The sequence below is a fragment of the Nocardia sp. NPDC051756 genome, assembly GCF_040681495.1.
Classification (GTDB): Bacteria; Actinomycetota; Actinomycetes; order Mycobacteriales; family Mycobacteriaceae; genus Nocardia.
This window is the reverse complement of sequence record NZ_JBFAYV010000006.1, coordinates 323044-343945: the sequence shown is the minus strand read 5'-3', so window position 1 is coordinate 343945 and position 20902 is coordinate 323044. Positions and strand designations below refer to the sequence as shown.

The window sequence follows — 20902 nt, the reverse complement described above, 5'->3', positions numbered from 1 at the left end:
GCTGTGATTCAGTCGTTTTCCCCCACCGGCGAGTCGAGCTGCTTTGCGAGCCAGGCCAGCGACAGCGGGTAGCGGTAGTCGATCCCGCCGTGCTTGGCGTCGAACAGCTCAAAGTTGATGATGTCCGCGGAGACGCCGACGTCGAGCAGGGACTGCTGGAAGGCTTCGCCGCCGATGTCCAGATACCACTCGTCCTTGGTGCCGCCGTCGATCCAGATCGCGCGCATCGAGCGCATGGCCTCGGCGTGCACCGACACCATCCGGACCGGGTCCCACTCCAGCCAGCGTTGCCAGACCTCGGGTTTCAGCACGCCGGTGCGGGTGTCGAAGGGCAGCTCGGGACGGCCGTCCGCGGCCGGCGAGAAGCAGGCGGCGACCGCGTAGAGCGAGAGAAGTTCCATGTCTTCGGGTTTGGTGAACGCCACCCGGTTCCGGAACTCCGCCCACCAGCGCTCGATATCGCCGTCGTAGGCGCGCAGGTGGCGCACCGCGACGGGGAATTCGGGGAGGTAGCTGTACTCGTAGAGGGCGTCACCGGCGTGGGTCGCCAAGGCGCCGAACAGGTCCGGGCGCAGCATCGGGGTGATCATGGCGCCGAAGCCGCCGCTGCTCTTGCCGGTGATAGCGCGGTGGTCGCGGTCGGCGACCGTGCGGTAGTGGGCGTCCACCCACGGGACGATCTCGTTGCACAGGTAAGAGTGGTAGGGGCCGGTGCCGCGCGAGTCGACGAATTGGCTGCCGCCGTAGGCGGTCCAGGCATCGACGTAGACCACGATCGCCGGTGGCGCCTCGCCCGCCGCGAACACGGCATCGGCGGTTTCGGGGAACGGGCGGCGGAACGGTGTCCGGTTGCGCCACATCGTGACATGACCGGTGTAGCCCTGGATTACGTAGATCGAGGGATACCGCCGGTCGCTGTCGTCGTCGTAACCCGGTGGGACGTATACCCAGAGCGGGCGTTCGTGCGGGTCTTTCAACGGATTGTCGCGGAGCAGCGTGCTGTCGAAGATGTGTTCGTCGAGACGACCGGCAAGTTCGGCAGACCAAGGCAACATTCGTCCTACGTTAGTCGCGCCAGGCACCGTTCAATGCTGTTTCCGAACGGTCGGATCTCCGCTCACGAGCGAGCGGCCCTTCGAACAGCGTTACCGCACAGCATCGTTCGCCACGCTGCCCAGAGTTTGCCGATAGCGACTCGAGGATCGACTTCAGCCGGCCGTGGTGAACAGGTTGAGCTTGTAGGTCCGCACCGGCGGCGTCCACCCGATGACTTTGAGCCCGTAGCGGTATCGCGCCGGCCAGGTACCGGCTACCGCCGGTTGCGGGTTGGCGAAGGTGCGTGACTCGCGCATTCGCAACCCGTACTGGTCCAAGGTGGCCGGGTCGTCGCAGATCCATTTCATCCGCGCGGGAACGGCTTTGAAGACCGGGTTGCTGTCCTGATTGTTCATCATGATCGCGCCGCCGGTGTCGAAGGCGAACGGGCTGGCCGGGAACGTCGCGGCGATCCGCGTCAAGGTTTCGTGGACCTGGTCCGCGGGGAAATACAGCATGACCGCTTCGCTGAGGATGAAGATCGGGCCGGATCGCTCGGCGACCTGTGCGTACCAGTCGGTGTCGAAGAGCGACCCGGCGATCATGGTGTAGCGGTCGCTGTCGTCGAAGAACTTGCGCCGCAACGCCATTGTGTCCTCGACGTCCAGGTCGAACCACCGCAGGCGGCCGTTGTCCAGGCGATCGAACCGGGTCGACAGTCCGCAGCCCAGGTCGACGACCGTGCCTTCCGGATGCTCGCGCAGGAAGCCGCGTACGTACTCGTCGAAGATCGACGCCCGCAGCACCGACCCGGCCAGCGACGGGCCACGGAACTTGTCGAAGTCGTAGTCGATCGAGTCCACCAGCTCGATTGCCTTGCGGTCGCTCAGCACGCTCCGGCGTTGCCGGGCGTCCCGAGCACGCCCGTACAACGGGATCAGCAGTGTTTCCTGAACTTCGCCCAACGCCACGGTTTCAGCCACTCACGCAGCGTAACTTAGGGTTACCTAAGGTGTCTACCAGCGATTGTTCGGGGCCGGCGAATCGACGTTGTAGCGCAACGAGATCCCGCGAAGTAAGGTAACCCTTACTACCCCTTTTGGAGGCGTATATGACGACCACCTGGCTGGACACCCTGCTCCGACAAACCCGTCGAGGCGACTTCCCCTATCCGCACCAAGCCGCGTTCCTACTGGACAATCCCGTACGACGACTCTTCACGAACCCGCGCGACACCGTCGACCAACTCGAACTGACCCCGACCGACCAGGTGCTGGAACTCGGCCCCGGCCCCGGTTTCTACAGTCTCGAACTCGCCCGCGAACTCACCGACGGCAGGCTCGAGCTGTTCGACCTCCAGCCGCAGATGCTCGACAAGGCCCGCCACAAACTCGTGGCCGCCGGATGCGCCAACGTCGGCTTCCACAGCGGCGACGCCGGCGCGGGCCTGCCCTTCCCGGACAAAACCTTCGACGTCGCGTTCCTCGCCGCCGTGATCGGCGAGGTTCCCGACAAGCCCGCCTGCATCCGCTCACTCGGTCGCATCCTCAAAACCGGCGGACAACTCGCCTTCTTCGAACACTTCCCCGACCCCGACCGCCTGAGCGTGACGCAACTGCGGGAACTCGTTGAGCCCGAAGGCTTTACGCTGCTCGACGCAACCGGCACCCGATGGCACGACACCGTCCGCTTCACCCGCAACCCGTCCGAAAACTAGTCGGCGCGGCTTGTGCGGGAAGCCGATGCCGCAACCCCGATCCGCCGGTTCGTGAATACTCGCTGGTGTGCGTGTAGAGATCTGTGTCGAGTCGGTTGGTGGGGTGCGGGTTGCCGAGGAGGCGGCTGCGGATCGGATCGAGCTGTGCGGCGGTTTGTCCGATGGCGGGTTGACGCCGAGTTTGGCGCTGATCGAGCAAGCGGTGGCGTTGACGGTGAAAACCCAAGTGCACGTGTTGATTCGGCCGCGAGCGGGTGACTTCCGGTACTCGCCGGACGAGATTTCGGTGATGGTTCGCGACATTCAGGCGGCGCGGGCGGCGGGTGCGGATGGGGTCGTGGTGGGCGCGCTCGGCGCGGACGGGGGGCTCGATCCGGTCAATGCGGCGTTCGTGGAGGTGGCCGAGGGGCTGGAGGTCACGTTGCATCGGGCGATCGATGTGAGTGCGTCTTCGCGACAGGCGTTGGATCAGGCGGTCGCGTTCGGGTTCGCTCGCGTGCTGACTTCGGGTCGGCAGCGATCCGCGCTGGCAGGTGCGGCGGTGATCAAGGAGTTGGTGCGGCAGGGTTCCGGCGCGATCGAGGTGATGGCGGGCGGCGGGATTCGACCGTCGAACGTCGGCGAGGTGATCGACGCGACCGGAGTTTCAGCCGTGCATGCCGCAGTGCGCGCGCCGGTGCCCGGGGCCGCGGATCTTTTTGCGGGAGTTGGTGTCCCGCAAGGCTTTGATCGGTTCGACACCGATCCCGCGGAGGTCAGCGCGTTGTGTGAACTGGTCCGCAGCCGAAACTGAGAAGTGCGGTCCGGCCGCGGCTGCGACCGGACCGCCGTCCGCTCAGCGGGAGGCTTCGATCAGGCGCTGCCGCAGCCAGGTCAGCGGGGTGGCACCGCCGCCGATGGCGTAACCGGGGTAGCTCTGATGGATGCCGGACTTCAGGAAGTCGTCGACCTGACGCTTGCGCTCCTCGTAGGCCGAGTTGTTGAGCTGGTCGGCGAGCAGGCCGAGACCGCCGGCCGCCAGGGCGTCGGCGATGAGCGAGTTCGCCTGCTGCTGGTAGCTGCCGAACAGCGCCGGGTTCGGGTTCGACATCTGGGCGAACAGGCCGGCGAATCGCGCGGCGAAGTCGCCGTCGGGGGTCGCGCAGTACAGATCGCCCGCGGCGCAGAACGTGTAGGTCTGCGGGCTGAGCCAGCCGAAGCCGCCGATCCGCGGGCCACCCGCGCCGGCGCCCGCGACGGGCGGGCCGATCAGGGTGTCGGTGGGCGAGCGGCGCGGATCGGAGATGAGTCCGACCAGGGCGACGCGGTTCGGCGACACCACGCCGAGCCCGGTGCCGATCTCGGCGGCGAGGTCACCGGCCGCGTCGGCGCCCTGGCTGTAACCGAGCAGCGCGAATCGGGTGTTGTCGCAGTGCTGTGCCATGGTGGCGACCAGGCCGCGCGCATGGTCGATGGCCTCGCCCTTGGACCGGCCGTAGACATCGCCTTCCCACGGAAACGCGGTCGCCGGGTAGACGACGTAGTCGGTCCGGACATCGCCCGGCAAGTTGTCGGCGACCCCGGCGAGCATCCCCTTGCCCGGGTCGGAATTGGAGGTTTCCCAGGTTCCGGGAACCGCAACCACATACATCTCGGGGCAGTCCTGCGGGGCGGCCTGCGCGGTCGACGCGACACCGACCGGTAGGGCGGCCGTGACCATCGCTGCCGCGCATGCGGCGGTGTTCTTCCATCGCGATAACATCGTGTACTCCGTGTTCACTGCCGGGTGAGGCCCGGTCGGCGATGGCGCTCGGTGTCCGTTTGAGCGCCGATGACTGTCTTTTCTTCAGGTGGATATTTTCGTGTTGCCGTCGGGAACGTCCCCGCAGATGGGAACAGTGTCCCCAGAAAGTCCGCCCAGCGCCAGCGGTTCCGACAGTACGCGAGGTGTATTCGTGCTAACGCCTGGATTTCGGAACTCTCACGCAGCAGACAGCCGAAAGAACCCCAGGACCAACCCGGTCCGCGCCGGCGGTTGATCCTGGGGTTCAACAAGATAGCGATCCGCTATGACACGGAGTGGAGCACTCGACAGTTCCCGCCGGGCAACTACACCGCGGAGCTCATCGGCCGAGTTGCCTTGCCGACGCTGTGCAGGTGTTGCAACGCTTGGGCATACGAGTCGAACAGCCCGGTCTGGCAGTAGGGCACCCCGATCTCGGAGCAGAACTCGATGACAATCGGTTGCGCCCGGCGCAGATTGGATCGCGGCATGGACGGGAACAGGTGATGCTCGATCTGATAGTTCAGACCGCCGAGCGCGGTGTCGACCAGCAGGCTGCCGCGCACGTTGCGCGAGGTGAGCACCTGCCGGCGCAGGTAGTCGGTGGCGTCGTCTTCGGCCAGCACCGCCATTCCCTTGTGATTCGGGGCGAACGTGCACCCCATGTAGAACCCGAACAGCCCCTGCTGAACCAGGATGAACGCCACCGCTTTACCCGGCGAGAGCACCAGGAACACCGCGGCGAGATACCCGGCGAAATGCGCGCCGAGCAGCACGCCCTCCCACACCCGGTTGGGGATCGACCACCGGAACACCGCCCGCACGCTGGAGAAGTGCAAGCTGCCCGCTTCCAGCAGCAGCATCGGGAAGAACAACCAGCCCTGGTGCCGAAAAATGAAGCGCCGGAACCCCTTACCCGTCCGCGCCCGGCCATCGGAGTGGGCGAGGATGCCCATGATATCGGGATCGGCGCCCTCGGTGTTCGGGTGCGCGTGATGCCGATTGTGGTTGCTGGTCCACCACCCGATGCTCAGCCCGATCGCGAGATTGCCCGCGAGCACCCCGTACAGGTAGTTGGCCCGCCGGGTGCCGAAGATCTGCCGATGCCCCGCGTCATGCCCGAGGAAGGCGAACTGGGCGAACACCGCAGCCAGGAACACCGCGACGCCCAACTGCCACCACGAGTTGCCGAGCAGGAAGAACGCCGCCCACCCCGCGACGAACGCGCCGACGACGATCGCCGTCTTCCCGATGTAGTACCGCAATTGCCGGTCCAGCAGTCCCGCGTCCCGCACGCGGCGCAACAGCACCGCGTACTCGCTGCCCCGTTTCATCGGCCGGGTCGTCGTCGATTGCTCGGCGCTCTGTCCGCCCGGATCCATGTCCAACACGTCCGCGACCGTACTCGCCGTCGCGGCGGATCCCGGTGCCGCCGAGCCGGTAGATCTTCCTGTTACCACGGGGCGCCTACGCATCCTGTTAGCAGTGGTGTTCTGATGGCAATAACTGTCGCCTGCCAGGCCGCGGCCGATGACAGCGGGTAGCGGAAGTCGGCACCGTGCGGCTTGCCTGCCTCCATACAGGATCGTGCGGCAAGGCCACGATCAGGTGAACATATGTCCGGATCGGCGACACATCTGCGTGACAATTCCGCCCGGTCGACCGGCGGTTCAGGCGCCGAGCGCGCGTCCACCGTCGACCACGATGCGCTGACCGGTGACGAACCCGGCGCCGTCGGAGGCGAGGAAGCTGACCGCGTGCGCGATGTCCTCGACGGTCCCCATCCGACCGACCGGCACCGACGCGAGGTAGGCCGCGGTGTCCATCGCCGCCACTTCCAGCTGCCGCTCGTCGTGCCGCTCGAACGGAATATAGCCCGGTGCAACGGTATTGACGGTGATACCGAACGGCGCCAGCTCGCGCGCCCAACTCATCGCCACACCGATCTGGGCGTTCTTCGCGACCGCGTACGGGGAGTGTCCGGGCGAGGGCCGATGCGCGACCTCGGAATCGATGGTGACGACCCGGCCGAATCGCCGCTCCTGCATACCGGGAATCACCGTGCGCCCGAACAGAACCGGGCTCTTCACGAAGAACGCCAGCTGCGCCAGGTGATCTTCCCAAACGGTGTCGACAATGGCGGCACCCGGCTGCGGGCCGGTCGCGTTCAACACCAGCACATCGATGGGCCCCAGCCGCTCCCCCACCGAATCGACCAGCCCCGCTACCTGATCCGCGTCGGTCACATCCGCGGCGAACAGATCGGCGACGCCGCCCTCGCCCCGAATCGCGTCGACGACCTCGCGCGCCGCCGGACTCTCGCGTAATCCGTTGACCGCCACCGCCATTCCGTCCCGCGCCAGCCGCAGCGCGATCCCGCGCCCCAGCCCGCGCGAACTTCCGGTCACCAACGCCACCCGCCGCACACCCGCATCCATCCGCAGATCATCTCATTGCTCAGCAGCTTCGGCTCATGTCGTCCTGCCGGCCGTGCCCGCGCCTGCTGTTCGCCGCCGCGCGGACCGCCACCGACACCGCGAAAGCCGTCTGCCGGATCTGTCTGCTCGCCCGATCCACATCGAGACTCGACGCCGCATCCCCGATGGCCACCGCCGCGATCGGCCGACGCCGGTGCCCGTCCAGCACCGGACAGGCGACGCACCGGACGCCGCGCACGAATTCCCCGTCGTTGACCGCGATTCCGAGGTCGCGCGCGGCCGCGAGCTGCGCGCTCAGTTCATCGATATCGGTGATCGAGCGCGGCGTGACCGGGACCAGCGCGCCCGGCCGGGTCAGTTCCAGCGGCCGATCCGGCGCGTAGGCCAGCAGGATCTTGCCGATCGCCGTGCAGTGGGCGGGCGCGAAGGTGCGCCCGTAGGACGGCGTCCGCGCCGCCAGGTGCCCGTAGATCCGTTCGAGGTAGCGCACCTCCGAGCCGGCCAGCACACCGAGGGACACCATCGCCCCGGTCCGCACGTGCAGATCGACCAGGAACGGCACGGCCGACGCGCGCAGCAGCTCGTGGTCCTCCGGCAGCGCCGCGATGTGCACCAGTCGCGGGCCGACGACATACCCGACGTCTTGCCGTTCGACCAGGCCGTTCGCACTGAGAATCCGCAGCAGCCGCCACACCGTGGTCTTCGGTATCCCGGCCCATCGGGCGATATTCGACAGCGCTACCGGGTTCGCATGATCCCCCAGCAGATCCAGTACCCGCGCCGCCCGGCTCACCAGATTGTCGGCCTCCGGCGACTCAGACATCGAACCGGATCTCGACTCGGCGAACTACCGCACTCGACGACCGCGCACGACAATCGCGCATACCGCTCAGCGGGCTTTGTGACCGCGATGGAATCAACATTCGCAACTCCCTGATGAAAGGCCTGTTCCCGAGCCCGCGAATCCGGACTTTACGTCACGGACCACCCGAAACGGCACTTCCACATAGGGTTTGCACGTACACCGTGCAAAGCGCTGCAGCGCAGCTACACAACTAATGTCGCATCCCCGAGTTTAGTGCGCCAGCGTTTATCTACCCGCATAGCCGATTTCATGGCAATTCACGAACATCGAGTCGAATTCCGTTCGCCCTGGCGATGTTCCATGGCCCGGAACGCTCGCTTCGGTACACCCCGCCGCATATCTAAGGTCGCGGAGTAGTCGGCATTTTCCCGACCTTCTCGACCACAGCAAGTCAGGTGATAACGGTGTCACAGATGATCGAAATCGTCCTGGTCGGTGGACCTTCCGGCGAACCGGAACTCTGGCAGATCGACGAAGCCCAGGTGTCCGCACCGGTCAAGGTACCCCGCCTGAGTGGCTACGAACACTTCGATCCGACCGGCTACAACGTCGAACTCGACGGCAATTACTTCCCGGTCTTCCTCTGGTCGTTCCGCACCAGGGCGGCCGAGTGAGCGGCCGCCCGCACCGGTCGGACGTGTGCACCTGGGGCCGGTGGGCGCGCAGCTCCATGGCGGCTACCGTTCGAATCATGCCGGAGCTACCGATTCCCGACCCACCACTCAACGATAACGTTGTCGCGCTTCGCCTTTGGCGCACGTCCGACCTGCACCAACGGCTGGCCGGATACGCCGATCCGGAGTTCCGGCGCTTCTCGCTGCTGTCCGCCGAACCGGTCACCGAGGCACGCCTGCGCGAACATTTCGACCAGGAGACCCGCGATCGGGAGCGCGGCCGCAAACTCAGCCTCGCCATCGTGGACGCCGCCGATCCGCGGCACGTCTGGGGCGGCTGCTCGGTCTACGACATCGACCTCGAGCAGCAACGCGCCGGCGTGGGCTACTGGCTCGCGCCGCCGGCCCGCGGACGCGGTGCGGCGACCAGAACCGTTCGCCTGCTGGCCCATTGGGCCTTCGAGGTGCTCGACATCGCCCGCCTGGAGCTGACCTGCGCGCCGGACAACCTCGCCTCCCAGCGCGTCGCCGAACGTGCCGGGTTCGTCCGCGAGGGGCTCCTGCGCTCGCATATGCGCTCGCACGACGAGCGCCGCGACTCCGTGCTGTTCAGTTTGCTGCCCGGCGAGCTCCGCGAATCGGAGCAACCCCGGACAGAATGAAGGTTCCGCCTGCGGACAGGCGGAACCTTCAGTTCGATCGGGTCAGCGATACAGCCAGACGCCGCCGCCACCGAGGGCGATGACGCGGTCCAGCTGATGCGGAACACCGTTGTCGTCGTTCTGTGTGCAGTCGTACGGGAACAGCGAGTAGTGCCCGTCCCCACCACTGCACATGATCGGCCTGCTGGTGCCGTACGGACTGATCACGATCCGCGACGACAGGCGCAGGTTGTCCTGCGACATGAACTCACCGGACCAGTCGTGCCGGTTGGCAAGCCTGGCGTCGGCGTCGGGGTCAGCGGAGGCGATCGGAGCAGCGAACAGCAGAGCAGCGGCACCGATACCTACGCACGCGAGTACTCGTTTCATGCCCTGACTATCGGTGATACCGCCAGACTATTACAACCGACCGGTATCGCCCGCCCACATCCCGCGAGCCGGGCCCCGATCAGGCGGTCTTGGCGGCCGCGGTTTCGATGAGGTCGACGACGGCCTGCGGCTGGGACAGGGCGATGGCGTGGCTGCCCGCGTGCTCCACGACCGTGGCCTTGATCCTGGCGGCCATCTCGCGCTGTCCGGCCGGCGGAATCATCTTGTCGTCGGTGGCCACCAGGGTCCAGCTCGGCAGCGTCTTCCAGGCCGGTTCCGCAGACGGCTCGGTGAACGAGGCCACCGCGATGGGACGCTGTCCGGCCGCGAGCACCGCCGCGTCGGCGGCGGGCAGGTCCTGGGCGAAGAACTCGCCGAACTTGTCCTGCGCGATGACCAGTTCGGGCGCGTTGCCCTTCCCGTCCGGCAGCGGGTACTCGCGCGGCGCCGCGATCTTGCTGGCCGGACCGCCGAAGCGCCCGTCCAGTTCGCCGAGGCTTTCGCCCTTGTCGGGAGCGAACGCGGCGATGTAGACCAGTCCGGCTGCCTTGGGCGAGCCGGTCGCGGCATTGCTGATGACCGCGCCGCCGTAGGAGTGGCCGACCACGATGGTCTTGCCCGGCATGCCGTCCAGCACGCCGCGGATGTAGGCGGCGTCGTAGGTCAGGCCGCGCAGCGGGACCGCGGCGGTGGTGACCTGGTAGCCGTCACGCTGGAGCTTCTCGGCGACCTTGCTCCAGCTGGAGCCGTCGGCGAACGCGCCGTGCACGAGCAGCACCGACGGCTTCTCGAACGACTGGTCCGCGGCCGGGCTTTTGTCGGCCTTGGCCGAGCACGCGGACGCGGCCATGCTCAGCGCGACCGCCATGCCGATCAGCATGGTGCGGCCGACGCGAGTGCGCTTGGTCTTCATTGTCGATGTGCCTTTCGTGGTGAATCCGATGTTCAGGAATTGCGTGGTGCCGCTCAGGGAGTAAGCACCGCTTTGACCGTCGTGCCGGCTTTGACGTCGGCGACGGCGGTGTTGATCTGGGCCAGCGGGTAGGTGCGGACCAGCCGATGCACCGGGAATCGGCCTTCCTCGTACAGGCGCAGCAGCCGCGGAATCAGCACTCCCGGCGCCTGATGGCCCATCACCGAACCGGTGACCGTACGGCCCTTGAGCAGTTCGAACACGTTCGCCTGCAAGGCCGCCTCGGGCGCGGTCACGCCGAGGATGGCCGCCGCGCCCAGCGGTGCGAGCGCGGCGATGGCGGTGTTCATCACCGCGAGCACGCCGGTGGATTCGACGCTGTAGTCCACGCCGCGACCGCCGGTCAGCTCGCGCACGGCCTCGGCCGGGTCTACCTCGGTGGCGTCCACTAGGTGGGTCGCACCGAGTTCGCTTGCCAGCGTGAGCCGTTCGGCATTGCGATCGACCACGATGATCTGCGCGGCGCCCGCGACCACCGCGGCCAGCACCGCGCTCAGCCCGACCGCGCCCGCTCCGAACACGGCGACCGTGCTGCCCGCCTGCACCCGCAGCGAGTTCAGCACCGCCCCGGCGCCGGTGATCACGCCGCATCCCATCGGCGCGAGCACTTCCAGCGGTGTCCGCGAATCCACCTTGACCAGGCTGCGCGGATGCGCGAGCCCGTGGGTGGCGTGCGAGGACTGGCCGAAGAAGTGGTCGTGCACGGGTTTACCCGCGGCGTCGCGCAAGCCCACCGAACCATCGGCGCGTGCCGCGTGGAAGTTCAGCGGGATGTGGCGATCACAGTAACCGGGCTGACCGCCAAGGCAATTGACGCAGGAGCCGCAGGAATCCAGGCTCAGCAGCACCCGGTCGCCGGCCGCGAAACCGGTGACCGCGGAGCCCACCGCGACGACCTCGCCCGCGCCCTCGTGCCCGAGGACGACCGGCCGCGGTGTCGGCACGTTGCCGCGCGCGGCCTCCAGATCGGTGTGGCACAACCCCGAGGCGATGTAGCGGACCAGCACCTCATCGGGGCGCGGATCTTCCAATTCCAGCTGCTCGACTTGGAATTCGTCGATGCCCGCGCGGGCGACGGACGCGGTGATCGTGGTCGTCATCGGAGTTCCGCCGTCCGATCGAGGATCAGGTCGGCGGCCTTCTCACCGATCATGATGCTGGGGCCGTTGGTGTTTCCGCTGGGCAGCGTCGGCATGATCGAGGCATCGGCGACGCGCAGCCCGGAGAGGCCGTGCACGCGCAGTTCCGGGTCGACGACCGACGCCGCGTCCAAACCCATTCGGGCGGTGCCGACTTGGTGATGTCCGCTGACCACGGTGGCGCGCGCGTGATCGCGCAATTGCTCGCGCGTGCGCACCCCGGGACCCGGTACCGCCTCACCGTCGACCCAGTCCCGCATGGCGTCCTGGGCGGTGATCGCGCGCAGCATTTCCAGGTTGTCCACCAGGGTCTCGAGGTCGCGCGGATCGGCGAACACGCGCGGGTCCAGAATCGGCGCCGCGGTGGGATCCGCGGAGCGCAAACGCAATTCGCCACGGCTGTACGGGTGCAGCAACTGCGCGACCGCGGAGAATCCCTGCTCCGGCAGTTCGACACCCGGCAACGGATAGACCCAGGACAGGAACAGTGGCTGGATGTCCGGCGCGATCAGACCCGGACGGGTACCGGCGAAAAAATGTGCCTCCAAGCCCTGCGCGGCCCACGGCGGGCTCGGCTGCTTGGATCGCCAGACCAGCGGGCTGGACCAGTGGTCTTGCAGGTTCTGCCCGACGCCGGGCAGGTCCGCGCGCACCCGCAGCCCCAGCGACCGCAGGTGCTCCCCCGGGCCGACGCCGGAGAGCATGAGCAGCTGCGGCGACCCGAAAACACCTGCCGAGAGCACGATTTCGGCGTCGGCGTACGCGGTGTGCCGGAGTCCTTCGCGCAGGTACTCGACGCCGATCGCCTGATCGCCGTCGAACAGCACCCGGGTGGTCTGGGCGCCGGTGAGCACGGTCAGCTTCGGGTTGTCCTGCACGGGACGGCCGTAGCCGACCCAGGTGCTCTGCCGCTGGTGGTCGCGAATGGTGTGCTGGGTGTAGCTCACGCCGGTGATGTCGCCGGTGTTGTAGTCGTCGTTGAACGGCAGGCCGTATTCCTGCGCGGCGGCGACCCACGCCCGCACCAGCGGATCCGGTCCCGGGTTGCGCTGCACATACTGCGGCCCGTCGGTGCCGCGGCCGTCCGCGCCGTCCTCGAACCGCTCCAGGCGGCGGAAGTACGGCTCGACGCCGCGCCAATCCCAGCCTGCCGCACCCTGATACGCCCACGCGTCGTAGTCGGCGGCGATCCCGCGGACGTAGATCATGCCGTTGAACGCGCTGCTGCCGCCGAGGGTCTTGCCCCGCGGCCAGGGCAGCGAGCGGCCGTCGGCGTAGGTCTGCGGCTCGGTGCTGAACGCCCAGTCGACCTCGCTCCCCCACAGCTCGACCGAGCGGAGCGGGTCGTGAATCGCCGGATTGCTGTCTGCGGGACCGGCTTCCAGGAGCAACACCCGGTGTCCGGCGTCGACCAGACGACGCGCGAGGACCGCACCCGCGGAGCCGGCGCCGACAACGATGTAATCGTGGTTCACGTCATTCCTCATGCTGGAGTTACCGAACTTCGTTGCCGCGGTGCAGGGCCGCGGCGACCTCGATGGCCCGGCGGGTCTGGAATTCCATGGCGGCCAGCTCGGTCTCGCCCGGCGCGATCGCGCCGTTGTCCGAGACATGGCTTGTGCCGTAAGGGTTTCCGGACTTGTGCTGGATGGGGTCGGCGTAGCCGGGCGGGACGATGATCGCGCCCCAGTGGTAGAAGGTGTTGCCGATGGCCAGGATCGTGGTCTCCTGGCCGCCGTGCAGGGTGCCGGTCGAGGTGAACGCCGAGCACACCTTGTTCACCAATCCGCCGCGCGCCCACAGTCCGCCCGCGAGGTCGATGTACTGCTTGAGCTGGGCGGCGGGCAGGCCGAACCGGGTCGGCGAGCCGAACAGGATGACATCGGCCCAATCCATGTCGCCGACAACGGCTTCCGGGATGTCCCTGGTGGCCGCGAAGTGGGCGGCCCAGCGCGGGTTGGCCGCGATGGCCTCCGGCGGCGCCAGCTCGCGCACCCGGCGCAGCCGCACGGTCGCGCCCAGCTTCTCGGCGGCGTCAGCCGAGGCCTGGGCCAGTGCGTGCACGCTGCCGGTGGCCGAGTAGTAGATGATCGCGACGTTGATATCCGAACTCATGCACTTCCTTGTCTGAGAGCGAGTGCCGCGCGGGTGCCCGGCACTCGGCACAGATGATGTGGGCGGCAGCTCGAGGCCCACTGAACGGTTTCCGAACGCGCAGCTCAACGGCGGTGCGGAACGCCGCGTTCGAGGTCAGAGCGCGGCGAGCGCCGCGGCGCGGTCGACCACCTTGCCGAGGGCGCCGAACTCGTGCAGGTCGCCGAACACCTCGATACGGATCGACTGGTCGAGGCCGCCGACCGGGATGGGGTCGAAGCCTGCCGCGGTGATCAGCTCGGCGACCGTCTTACCGGCCGCCTCGTCGTCCGCGGCGTAGAAGCCGACCGCGAGTTCCGGGGTCCGGCGGGCGGCTGAACCGAGCGACTCGGCGGACAGCGTGCCGAAGGCCTTGACCAGCTTGGCGTTCGCCGGGACGAGGGCGGCCAGGATCTGACCCGCGGACTGGTCGGCGGGAATCGTCTTCACGAAACCGCCGTCGCCGGCCGGTGCGATCGGGTTGGACGGGTCGACCAGGATCTTGCCCGACAGCCGGTCGCCGTATTCGGCGAGCAGTTGCTTGGTGGTGTCGAGCCAGACGGCGAAGATGATCACGTCCGCCTGGTCGACGGCCTGGTCGACGGTGACCGCGGTCGCCCGCTCGCCCAGCTGCTCGGCGAAAACCTGAGTGCCGACGAGGTCGGTGCCCGCGAGCAGCAGGTCTACGCCGCCCGCGATGAGGTCGGCCGCCAGGCGGCTGCCGATGTTGCCGGTGCCGATGATTGCGGTGGTCATGGGAATCTCCTTGTGGGGTTGATTTTCGGGTGCGCGGGGCGGAGCCAGCGGCGCAGTGCGCGGGTGACCAGTGGCATGGACACGTAGGTCATCAGGACGCTGAACAGCACGGCGAAGACGGCGGTCCGCAGCACCAGCGGCAGCGCGGTCAGGTGCGGGGCGAGAATCGCGCTGCCGAGCAGGGAGATCGGGAAGATCCCGATCGCGGAGCCGGCCGCCATCTTCCACCGGGGCGGTGCCGCGGCGGCCGGGTTCAGGTCCGCGAACCAGGTCTCCATGCCGGTCAGTTCACGTCGCGCGACCTCGGTGTGCCGGTGTCCCGCGGAGTTGTCGAAGAACCTGGCCCGCCGCGGGGAGTCCAGCCACGCTCGCAGCGCGTGCTGATTCTTGAAGCGGTGCACGATGATCCACGGGTCGCCGTCCGCGGCCGGGTGGAACAGGCCGCCGCCCAAGTAGCCGTCCATCGTGGCGGCGGCCGCCAGGATCCCGCGCGCCCACTCCTGGAATGGCCGCTCGTGGCCCGGTTCGACCGTTCGGGCCACGATCAGCGCCACATCCCCGCGGTGCGCGAGGACAACGGACGACATGCTCAGCCTCGCGCGGCCGCGTGCACGAAATGCTTTGTCTCCTGGAACTCTTCGAGACCACGCAGACCGTTGAGCCGGCCGAGTCCGGACTGTTTGAAGCCGCCCTCTTCGAACATGTCGTGCACGATCGCCCAGGTGTTGGTCCAGACCGTGCCCGCCTTGATCTCCCGCATGACGCGCAGCGGAAGATCGACGTCGCGCGTCCAAATCGACGCCGCCAAACCGTATTCGGTGGCATTCGCGCGAATGATCGCCTCCGCTTCGGTGTCGAACACCTCGAAGGTGGCGACCGGGCCGAACACCTCGTGCTGCACGATGGGCGCATTCAGGTCGTCGACCTCGACCAGGGACGGGTGCAGGAACGCGCCGTCGCGCCGGCCCCGCACCAGCACCGTCGCGTAGGCGGCGGCGTCGGCGACGACACCCTCGACCCGCTCGGCATTGCGCTCGTCGATCATCGCGCCCATCTCGCTGTCCGGGTCATCGCCGGGACCGACCCTGACCGCCTCCAGCGCGGCGACCATCCGGCGCCGCAACTCGTCGGCGACGCCGCGCTGCACCAGGATTCGGCTGCCGGTCATGCAGAACTGGCCGGTGAACGTGGTGATCGCCTTGGTCAGCACCGGTACGGCGGCGTCGAGGTCGGCATCGTCGAAGACGATCATCGGACTCTTGCCGCCGAGTTCCAGCGACAGCGGCTTGAGCGTCGGCGCGGCGTTCGCCATGATCGCCCGGCCCACCGCGGTCGAGCCGGTGTAGCTGACCACGTCCACGTCGGGCGACGAAATGAGCAGCGGCGCACCGTCATTGCCGGACTCGGTGAAGACGTTCATGACACCGGCGGGCAGGCTCCGGGTCTGCGCGACCAGCTCGCCGATCAAGCCGTTGATCAAACCGGTCTGACCGGGCAGCTTCAGCACCACTGTGCAACCCGCGGCAAGGGCGGGCGCGAAGGACCGAACGGCAAGCACCAGTGGCGAATTCCACGGCGCGATGACTCCGGCGACACCCGCGGCTTCCCGAAGCGTCATGGAGTACAGGCCCGGCCGGACCTCGGCCGCGCCGCCATGGTCGCTCAGCGCGAGCGCGGCGTAGTACCGCAACTTCGGAATGGTGAGGTCGACCTCGAAAGTCGCGTCGCCCAGGATTTTTCCGTTCTCCCGGGCGAGCAGCGTGATGAATTCATCGCGGCGGGTCTGGAGGTGGTCCGCTATTTCGAACAGCGCCCTGGCCCGCAGAGTGCGGTCGCGGGCCCAGTCGGTGGTGTCGAAAGCGGTTCGGGCGGCGGCGATCGCGGCCTTGGCCTCGTCGGCGCCGGCATCGGCGAAGGTGCCGAGTACCTTGCCGGTGGCCGGGTTCAGGGTTTCGGTGTGCGTGGTGGAGTCGGTCCACTGACCGTCGATGTAGTTGCGGGCGTGCGGGAGACCGGAATTGGTCACAGTGACGATATTTCCTTCAGCCGAGCGAACAGGTGACAAATGGTGCGGTGGTTCAGATCTGGCGGGCGATGTGTTCGGCGGCGGCGATGACCGTGAGGTTGGTCGCCGCGGAGGGGACGTCGGGGAAGATCGAGGCGTCGACCACGCGCAGGCCGGGGACGCCGCGCACCGCGCCGAGCCGGTCGGTCACCGCGGTCGGGTCGTCGTCGGCGCCCATCGGGGCGGTGGAGGTCGGGTGGTGGTAGGTGTCCAGGGTGGCGAGCATCGACGCCTCGAGGTCGGCGGCGCTTACTGCTTGCGGTCCCGGGTTCAGCTCGCGCACAACTAGTTCGGCCAGCGGCAGGGTCCCGCCGAGGCGGCGGGCGAGTTCTATGCCCTCGATCAGGCGACGGCGGTCGTCGGGCTCGGCCAGGAAGTTCAGCTCGATGCGCGGCGCGTCCGCCGGGTCCCGGCTGACCAGGGTCAGGGTGCCCTGCGACTGCGGCCGCACCAACGCCACCGCGAGCACGAATCCGACACCGGTGGGGCTGGTGCTGTGGTCGAACAGGTGCGTGGCGGTGATGTGCAGATCCAGTTCCCCCGCTGCCGCTGCCGAACTCCCGGTCCAGACCTTCGCGCCGATCACCGGAGTCTGCGCCCCGATGCGGTCAGGGTCGGCGGCGTAGGCGTTGTAGTAGAAGGGGTGATCCTGCAATCGCAGCCCGACGGGCAGGTCCGCGATCAGCGGAATGTCCAGGGCGGCAAGGTCGGCGGCGGGGCCGATGCCCGAGCGCAACAGGATCGCGGCGCTGCCGTAGGCGCCCGCGCTGAGGATCACCTCGTCGGCGCGCGCCTCGGTGCCGTCGGCGAGGACGACGCCTGCCGCCCGCCCGTCCTCGACGAGCACACGGTCGACGAGCAGGCCGGCGCTGATGGTGAGATTGGGCCGGGCGCGCACTTCGTCGGTCAGGTAGGCCATGCCGGTGTTGACGCGGACACCGTCGCGCACGTTCATCGGGTAGGGGCCGACGCCGTCGGGGTCGGTGCCGTTGAAGTCGTCGACCCTCGACATCCCCTGGGCGAGAGCCGCATCGACGAACGCCCGCTGCATCGGACTGAGGTCGTCGCGGGTGAGCTGCTCGATGGGCAGCGGTCCGGTGCGCCCGTGCAGGGCGTCCGCACCCGCGCTGGTGGACTCCAATGCCCGGAAGGCAGGCAGCAGATCCGCATACGACCAACCCGCCAGCCCGCTCTTCGACCAACGATCGAAATCCGACGGAAGCGCGCGAACGGCGACGGAGCCGTTGACCGCCGAGCTGCCGCCGAGCACCTTGCCGCGGTAGGCCGCGACCGGGTGGCCGAGGTAACCGGGCTCGGAGTGGTAACCCCAGTCGTGACCGGTATACCCGCCGAGCACGCTGCTGTTCGCGACCTCGTCGGGATACCCGTCCGGAGCGTAGGCCGGGCCAGCCTCCACCAGGAGCACGTGGCGATCGGGATCCTCGGTGAGCCGGGCGGCGAGGACGGCCCCGGCCGAACCGCCACCGACGATGACGGTGAGCCGAGATGGGTTGTCGTCGTTCATGCCAACGACGCTATGAGTTCGCGCGCCGCCGGAAATCGGTCATCGAATAGGTCGGTGACCGACGTCACCGACCTAGGTCACGGCGAACTGTCGACCGTCAGGCGCAGACCGTTCTCGAAATCGATTCTGGCCAGTTCGCCGCGTCCGACGATGCCGAGTTTCGGGAAGACGCTGGACAGGTGGTGGCCGACGGTGCGGGGGCTGATCAGGAGTTGGGCGGCGATCTCGCGATTGGTGAGGCCGTCGGCGGCGAGCCTGGCGACTCGCAGTTCCTGCGGAGTGAGCGGGACTTCGATACCGCCCTTCGGCGATTCGGTGCGGCGCAGTTGCTGGCCGGTCAGTTCCTGCTCGTTCAGGCTGCGTTCGAGCATCGGCACGGCGCCGAGGCGGCGGAAGACCTCGGCGGCCTCGGCCAGTTGCACGCGTGCGTCGGTGCGGCGGCGGGCTCGGCGCAGCCATTCGCCGTAGAGCAGCCGGGTGCGCGCGTGGCAGAAGGGGCGCTCGGCCGCGCCCGGGACCTGAAGGGCGCGCTGGAACAGGTCTTCCGCGTCGTCGGTCGCAAGTAGCGCCGCGCTTCGGTACGCGGCGGCCACGGCCCAGGGTGCTCCGGTGCGATCCGCCCATTCCTGCAACGGGCGCAACGCGGCGGCACCCTGTTCGGCGCGTCCCGCCCGGCACGCCGCTTCCACGGTGTCTTCGGCGGCGAGCAGGGCGAAGGTCGGGTGCTCGGCGTGGTGTCCGGGTTCGGTCAGCCGGAGCAGGTCCTCCAGGCTCTCGCCCGGTCGGCCGGCGAACAAGGCGGCCTGGCCGCGGTGCCAGTAGGCGGCGGCGGTCAGCGCGCGCACGCCGCGTGGGATCGATAATTCCAGTGTCCGAGAGGTGAGTTCGGTGACCGCCTGCTGATCGCCGCGCAGTGAGGCGAGCCAGGCCAAGGAGTTACGGCATTGGGAGGCACCGTGTTCGGCGCCGATCTCCTCGGCGAGGCGCAGCGTCTCCGTCGCGTTGGCGGTCGCCTCGGTCCAGCGCCCGCGGACGATGTCGAGGGTCACCGTTTGCGAGGTCGTCAGGATCAGGCCGATGATCGCGTTCGTCCGGCGTAGTTCGTCGACCTTGTGCCGGTAGACATCTCGCAGTCGCAGTTCCAGGCCCCATGCCACGCCCAGCGGTGCGGGTGGCATCAGCCGCCAGGAGACCGCGTCGAGTTGAGCAACGGTGTCGTCCGTCCACGGCACGGGCTGCGGTCCGGGATCGGTACTCCACCACTGCCCGACGGTGGAGATGAGGGTGACCTCCGGGAATTCGGCGGCGGTCGCCAGTTCCGCGAGCCGGTGCAGCGCGTCGGCCTGCCGGGTGACCGACCCGCCCGACCAGCCGGCTCGGATCGCCAGGCACGCCAGCTCCACAGCCTCGGCCGCGTGGGCCACCGCGTGCGTGTCGCGCAGCAGCAATTGATTCGCGCGTTCCTGATCGCCGCAGGCGAATTCGATGATGCCGCGCAGGCCGCCGCTGCCCAGCGCCACGGCTTCCGCGGAGGCCAATCGGTCGGCGCGATCGAGCAGCTCGCGGGCCGTGTCGACCTGGCCAGCCTCCCAGCCGGATCGGGCGCCGAGTGCGAGTCGTCGGCCCGCATCCGCAGGCATCGGTGACAACGCCGCCGCCCGCCGCATCGCTCGCGCCGCCGTGGCATAACCGCCGCGTCGCCAGCAGTCTCGCGCGTGGTTCTCCAGCAGCGCGGCGATTTCCTCGTCGGCCTCGTCGGCGGCCGCGGCCAGGTGCCAGGCGCGCAGTCCTTCGTTGTCGTGGCCGCGCATCGTCTGCGCCAATGCACGGTGTGCCGATTGGCGTTCCGGGAAAGGCGCTTCCTCGTAGACGACGGCCGAGATCAGTGGGGTGCGGAACCGGGTTCGGCCGTCGGCGGCGACGAGCAGGCCGGACCGTTGTACCTCGTCCCAGGCCGCGGGGCCCGCGCCGAGGGTGGCCGCCGCCTCGCGGATCGCGCGCGCGTCACCACGGTTCTCCGCCGCCGCGACCAGCAGCAGGGTCCGGGCTTGCGGAGTGAGCCGGGCGGTGCGGGCACTGAACGCGCGGCGCAACAGCGGGCCGACCGGTGCGCGCTCTCCGTCGGCGTCGTTGATGCCGGGAAGTTCACGCAGCGCCAAGGGATTTCCCGCGGCCATTCGCACGGTGCGGCGGATGGTGTCCGCGTCGGCACCCTCGACTTCGTGCCGCACGTAGTCGCTCGCGTCGGCGTCGGACAGCGGGGCGACTTCCATCCCGGCGATCTGTTCCCAGGGTCCGCCGTGCGCGGGGTCGTCGTGTCCGGCGAGCAGCATCGCGATCGGTTCGGTGCGCAGCCGCCGGGCGATGAACGCGAGGCATTCGGCGGTCGGCTCGTCGAGCAGGTCGGCGTCGTCGACGGTGATCAGCAGTGGTCGTTCGGTGGCGAGATCGGAGAGCAGGGTGAGGGTGGCCACGCCGATCAGGAAGCGGTTCGCGGCCGCACCGCTGCGCCCGAGTGCGCCGTGCAGGGCGGCGGCCTGGGGCGCCGGCAGCGCGTCGATCCGATCGATCACCGGCCACAGCAGCTCGTGCAGTGCGGCGAAGGCGAGGCCGGACTCCATTCGGGTGCCGCGGCAACACAGCACGGTGAAGTCGGCCGCGGCCGAGGTCGCGTACTCCAGCACCGCGGTCTTCCCGATGCCCGGGTCACCCCAGAACATCAGCGCCGACCCCGTGCCGCGGCGCGTGCCGTCGAGCACCCGCTCAAGCTCCGTCTTTTCTTGGCGCCGTCCGAACAGTTTCATTTCGAAGGAATCGTACGGGAACCTGGGCGGCTGACCATCGGTGCG

General features: G+C 68.4%; 20 protein-coding genes. 4 read left to right on the top strand and 16 right to left on the bottom strand.

What is annotated here, in order from left to right; translation table 11 throughout:
- Positions 1–8 precede the first annotated feature (8 nt).
- On the bottom strand, positions 9–1055 hold the full coding sequence (locus AB0M22_RS27730) for an alpha/beta hydrolase-fold protein (RefSeq protein WP_364732746.1): 1047 nt from the start codon (positions 1053–1055) through the stop codon (positions 9–11).
- Between the two features lie 153 nt (positions 1056–1208).
- On the bottom strand, positions 1209–2018 hold the full coding sequence (locus AB0M22_RS27725; RefSeq protein WP_364732743.1) for a class I SAM-dependent methyltransferase: 810 nt from the start codon (positions 2016–2018) through the stop codon (positions 1209–1211).
- A gap of 143 nt (positions 2019–2161) precedes the next feature.
- Between AB0M22_RS27725 and AB0M22_RS27720 the strand changes: the two genes are divergently transcribed.
- Both AB0M22_RS27720 and AB0M22_RS27715 read left to right on the top strand, forming a co-directional pair.
- Positions 2162–2752: a class I SAM-dependent methyltransferase gene (locus AB0M22_RS27720; protein WP_364734012.1), complete on the top strand. Its 591-nt coding sequence runs from the start codon at positions 2162–2164 to the stop codon at positions 2750–2752.
- A gap of 67 nt (positions 2753–2819) precedes the next feature.
- Positions 2820–3545, top strand: a complete 726-nt coding sequence (locus tag AB0M22_RS27715) for a copper homeostasis protein CutC (RefSeq protein ID WP_364732740.1) — start codon at positions 2820–2822, stop codon at positions 3543–3545.
- Between the two features lie 42 nt (positions 3546–3587).
- Here the strand turns inward: AB0M22_RS27715 and AB0M22_RS27710 are convergent, their stop codons facing one another.
- The 4 genes from AB0M22_RS27710 to AB0M22_RS27695 all read right to left on the bottom strand — a co-directional run bounded on the left by AB0M22_RS27710 (position 3588) and on the right by AB0M22_RS27695 (position 7775).
- Positions 3588–4493: a cutinase family protein gene (locus tag AB0M22_RS27710; protein WP_364732737.1), complete on the bottom strand. Its 906-nt coding sequence runs from the start codon at positions 4491–4493 to the stop codon at positions 3588–3590.
- Positions 4494–4840: 347 nt separating this feature from the next.
- Positions 4841–5896, bottom strand: coding sequence for a fatty acid desaturase (locus tag AB0M22_RS27705; RefSeq protein WP_364734009.1), 1056 nt, complete (start codon positions 5894–5896; stop codon positions 4841–4843).
- A 288-nt stretch (positions 5897–6184) separates the two neighbouring features.
- Positions 6185–6952 (bottom strand): SDR family oxidoreductase, encoded by a 768-nt coding sequence (locus tag AB0M22_RS27700; protein ID WP_364732734.1) that lies wholly within the window; start codon positions 6950–6952, stop codon positions 6185–6187.
- 19 nt (positions 6953–6971) lie between these two features.
- The gene (locus AB0M22_RS27695; RefSeq protein WP_364732731.1) at positions 6972–7775 is read right to left on the bottom strand and encodes an IclR family transcriptional regulator; all 804 of its coding nucleotides are present in this window, start codon (positions 7773–7775) and stop codon (positions 6972–6974) included.
- Positions 7776–8230: 455 nt separating this feature from the next.
- Between AB0M22_RS27695 and AB0M22_RS27690 the strand changes: the two genes are divergently transcribed.
- Both AB0M22_RS27690 and AB0M22_RS27685 read left to right on the top strand, forming a co-directional pair.
- On the top strand, positions 8231–8431 hold the full coding sequence (locus AB0M22_RS27690; protein ID WP_150401298.1) for a DUF5988 family protein: 201 nt from the start codon (positions 8231–8233) through the stop codon (positions 8429–8431).
- Positions 8432–8508: 77 nt separating this feature from the next.
- Positions 8509–9093: a GNAT family protein gene (locus tag AB0M22_RS27685; RefSeq protein WP_364732727.1), complete on the top strand. Its 585-nt coding sequence runs from the start codon at positions 8509–8511 to the stop codon at positions 9091–9093.
- A gap of 42 nt (positions 9094–9135) precedes the next feature.
- Here AB0M22_RS27685 and AB0M22_RS27680 read toward each other — a convergent pair whose 3' ends face one another.
- From AB0M22_RS27680 to AB0M22_RS27635, 10 genes are all read right to left on the bottom strand, one after another.
- Positions 9136–9462 carry a hypothetical protein gene (locus tag AB0M22_RS27680; RefSeq protein ID WP_364732724.1) on the bottom strand — a complete coding sequence of 109 codons (327 nt, stop codon included), beginning with the start codon at positions 9460–9462 and terminating at the stop codon, positions 9136–9138.
- A 79-nt stretch (positions 9463–9541) separates the two neighbouring features.
- The gene (locus tag AB0M22_RS27675; RefSeq protein WP_364732721.1) at positions 9542–10375 is read right to left on the bottom strand and encodes an alpha/beta hydrolase; all 834 of its coding nucleotides are present in this window, start codon (positions 10373–10375) and stop codon (positions 9542–9544) included.
- 53 nt (positions 10376–10428) lie between these two features.
- Complete coding sequence (locus tag AB0M22_RS27670) at positions 10429–11535, bottom strand: NAD(P)-dependent alcohol dehydrogenase (protein WP_364732719.1); 1107 nt, start codon at positions 11533–11535, stop codon at positions 10429–10431.
- Positions 11532–13049 carry a GMC family oxidoreductase N-terminal domain-containing protein gene (locus tag AB0M22_RS27665; protein WP_364732716.1) on the bottom strand — a complete coding sequence of 506 codons (1518 nt, stop codon included), beginning with the start codon at positions 13047–13049 and terminating at the stop codon, positions 11532–11534. Before AB0M22_RS27665 ends, AB0M22_RS27670 begins: the two co-directional genes overlap by 4 nt.
- A 19-nt stretch (positions 13050–13068) precedes the next feature.
- Positions 13069–13689: an NAD(P)H:quinone oxidoreductase gene (gene wrbA / locus AB0M22_RS27660; RefSeq protein ID WP_364732714.1), complete on the bottom strand. Its 621-nt coding sequence runs from the start codon at positions 13687–13689 to the stop codon at positions 13069–13071.
- 135 nt (positions 13690–13824) lie between these two features.
- Positions 13825–14463 carry an NAD(P)-binding domain-containing protein gene (locus tag AB0M22_RS27655; protein WP_364732711.1) on the bottom strand — a complete coding sequence of 213 codons (639 nt, stop codon included), beginning with the start codon at positions 14461–14463 and terminating at the stop codon, positions 13825–13827.
- A complete protein-coding gene (locus AB0M22_RS27650; protein ID WP_364732709.1) occupies positions 14460–15050 on the bottom strand; it encodes an antibiotic biosynthesis monooxygenase in 591 nt (196 codons plus the stop codon). The genes AB0M22_RS27655 and AB0M22_RS27650 overlap by 4 nt, the downstream gene beginning before the upstream one ends.
- A gap of 2 nt (positions 15051–15052) precedes the next feature.
- Positions 15053–16489 (bottom strand): aldehyde dehydrogenase family protein, encoded by a 1437-nt coding sequence (locus AB0M22_RS27645; protein ID WP_364732706.1) that lies wholly within the window; start codon positions 16487–16489, stop codon positions 15053–15055.
- Positions 16490–16541: 52 nt separating this feature from the next.
- On the bottom strand, positions 16542–18053 hold the full coding sequence (locus AB0M22_RS27640; RefSeq protein ID WP_364732704.1) for a GMC family oxidoreductase N-terminal domain-containing protein: 1512 nt from the start codon (positions 18051–18053) through the stop codon (positions 16542–16544).
- Positions 18054–18130: 77 nt separating this feature from the next.
- Positions 18131–20857 (bottom strand): AAA family ATPase, encoded by a 2727-nt coding sequence (locus AB0M22_RS27635; RefSeq protein ID WP_364732701.1) that lies wholly within the window; start codon positions 20855–20857, stop codon positions 18131–18133.
- Positions 20858–20902 lie beyond the last annotated feature (45 nt).

Coding starts and splice junctions, on each gene's coding strand:
- AB0M22_RS27680 (WP_364732724.1), bottom strand. CDS start 9,462: ATGAAACGAGTACTCGCGTGCGTAGGTATCGGTGCCGCTGCTCTGCTG.
- AB0M22_RS27640 (WP_364732704.1), bottom strand. CDS start 18,053: ATGAACGACGACAACCCATCTCGGCTCACCGTCATCGTCGGTGGCGGT.
- AB0M22_RS27695 (WP_364732731.1), bottom strand. CDS start 7,775: ATGTCTGAGTCGCCGGAGGCCGACAATCTGGTGAGCCGGGCGGCGCGG.
- AB0M22_RS27675 (WP_364732721.1), bottom strand. CDS start 10,375: ATGAAGACCAAGCGCACTCGCGTCGGCCGCACCATGCTGATCGGCATG.
- AB0M22_RS27650 (WP_364732709.1), bottom strand. CDS start 15,050: ATGTCGTCCGTTGTCCTCGCGCACCGCGGGGATGTGGCGCTGATCGTG.
- AB0M22_RS27705 (WP_364734009.1), bottom strand. CDS start 5,896: ATGGATCCGGGCGGACAGAGCGCCGAGCAATCGACGACGACCCGGCCG.
- AB0M22_RS27690 (WP_150401298.1), top strand. CDS start 8,231: ATGATCGAAATCGTCCTGGTCGGTGGACCTTCCGGCGAACCGGAACTC.
- AB0M22_RS27655 (WP_364732711.1), bottom strand. CDS start 14,463: ATGACCACCGCAATCATCGGCACCGGCAACATCGGCAGCCGCCTGGCG.
- wrbA (WP_364732714.1), bottom strand. CDS start 13,689: ATGAGTTCGGATATCAACGTCGCGATCATCTACTACTCGGCCACCGGC.
- AB0M22_RS27710 (WP_364732737.1), bottom strand. CDS start 4,493: ATGTTATCGCGATGGAAGAACACCGCCGCATGCGCGGCAGCGATGGTC.
- AB0M22_RS27685 (WP_364732727.1), top strand. CDS start 8,509: ATGCCGGAGCTACCGATTCCCGACCCACCACTCAACGATAACGTTGTC.
- AB0M22_RS27730 (WP_364732746.1), bottom strand. CDS start 1,055: ATGTTGCCTTGGTCTGCCGAACTTGCCGGTCGTCTCGACGAACACATC.
- AB0M22_RS27670 (WP_364732719.1), bottom strand. CDS start 11,535: ATGACGACCACGATCACCGCGTCCGTCGCCCGCGCGGGCATCGACGAA.
- AB0M22_RS27635 (WP_364732701.1), bottom strand. CDS start 20,857: ATGAAACTGTTCGGACGGCGCCAAGAAAAGACGGAGCTTGAGCGGGTG.
- AB0M22_RS27700 (WP_364732734.1), bottom strand. CDS start 6,952: ATGGATGCGGGTGTGCGGCGGGTGGCGTTGGTGACCGGAAGTTCGCGC.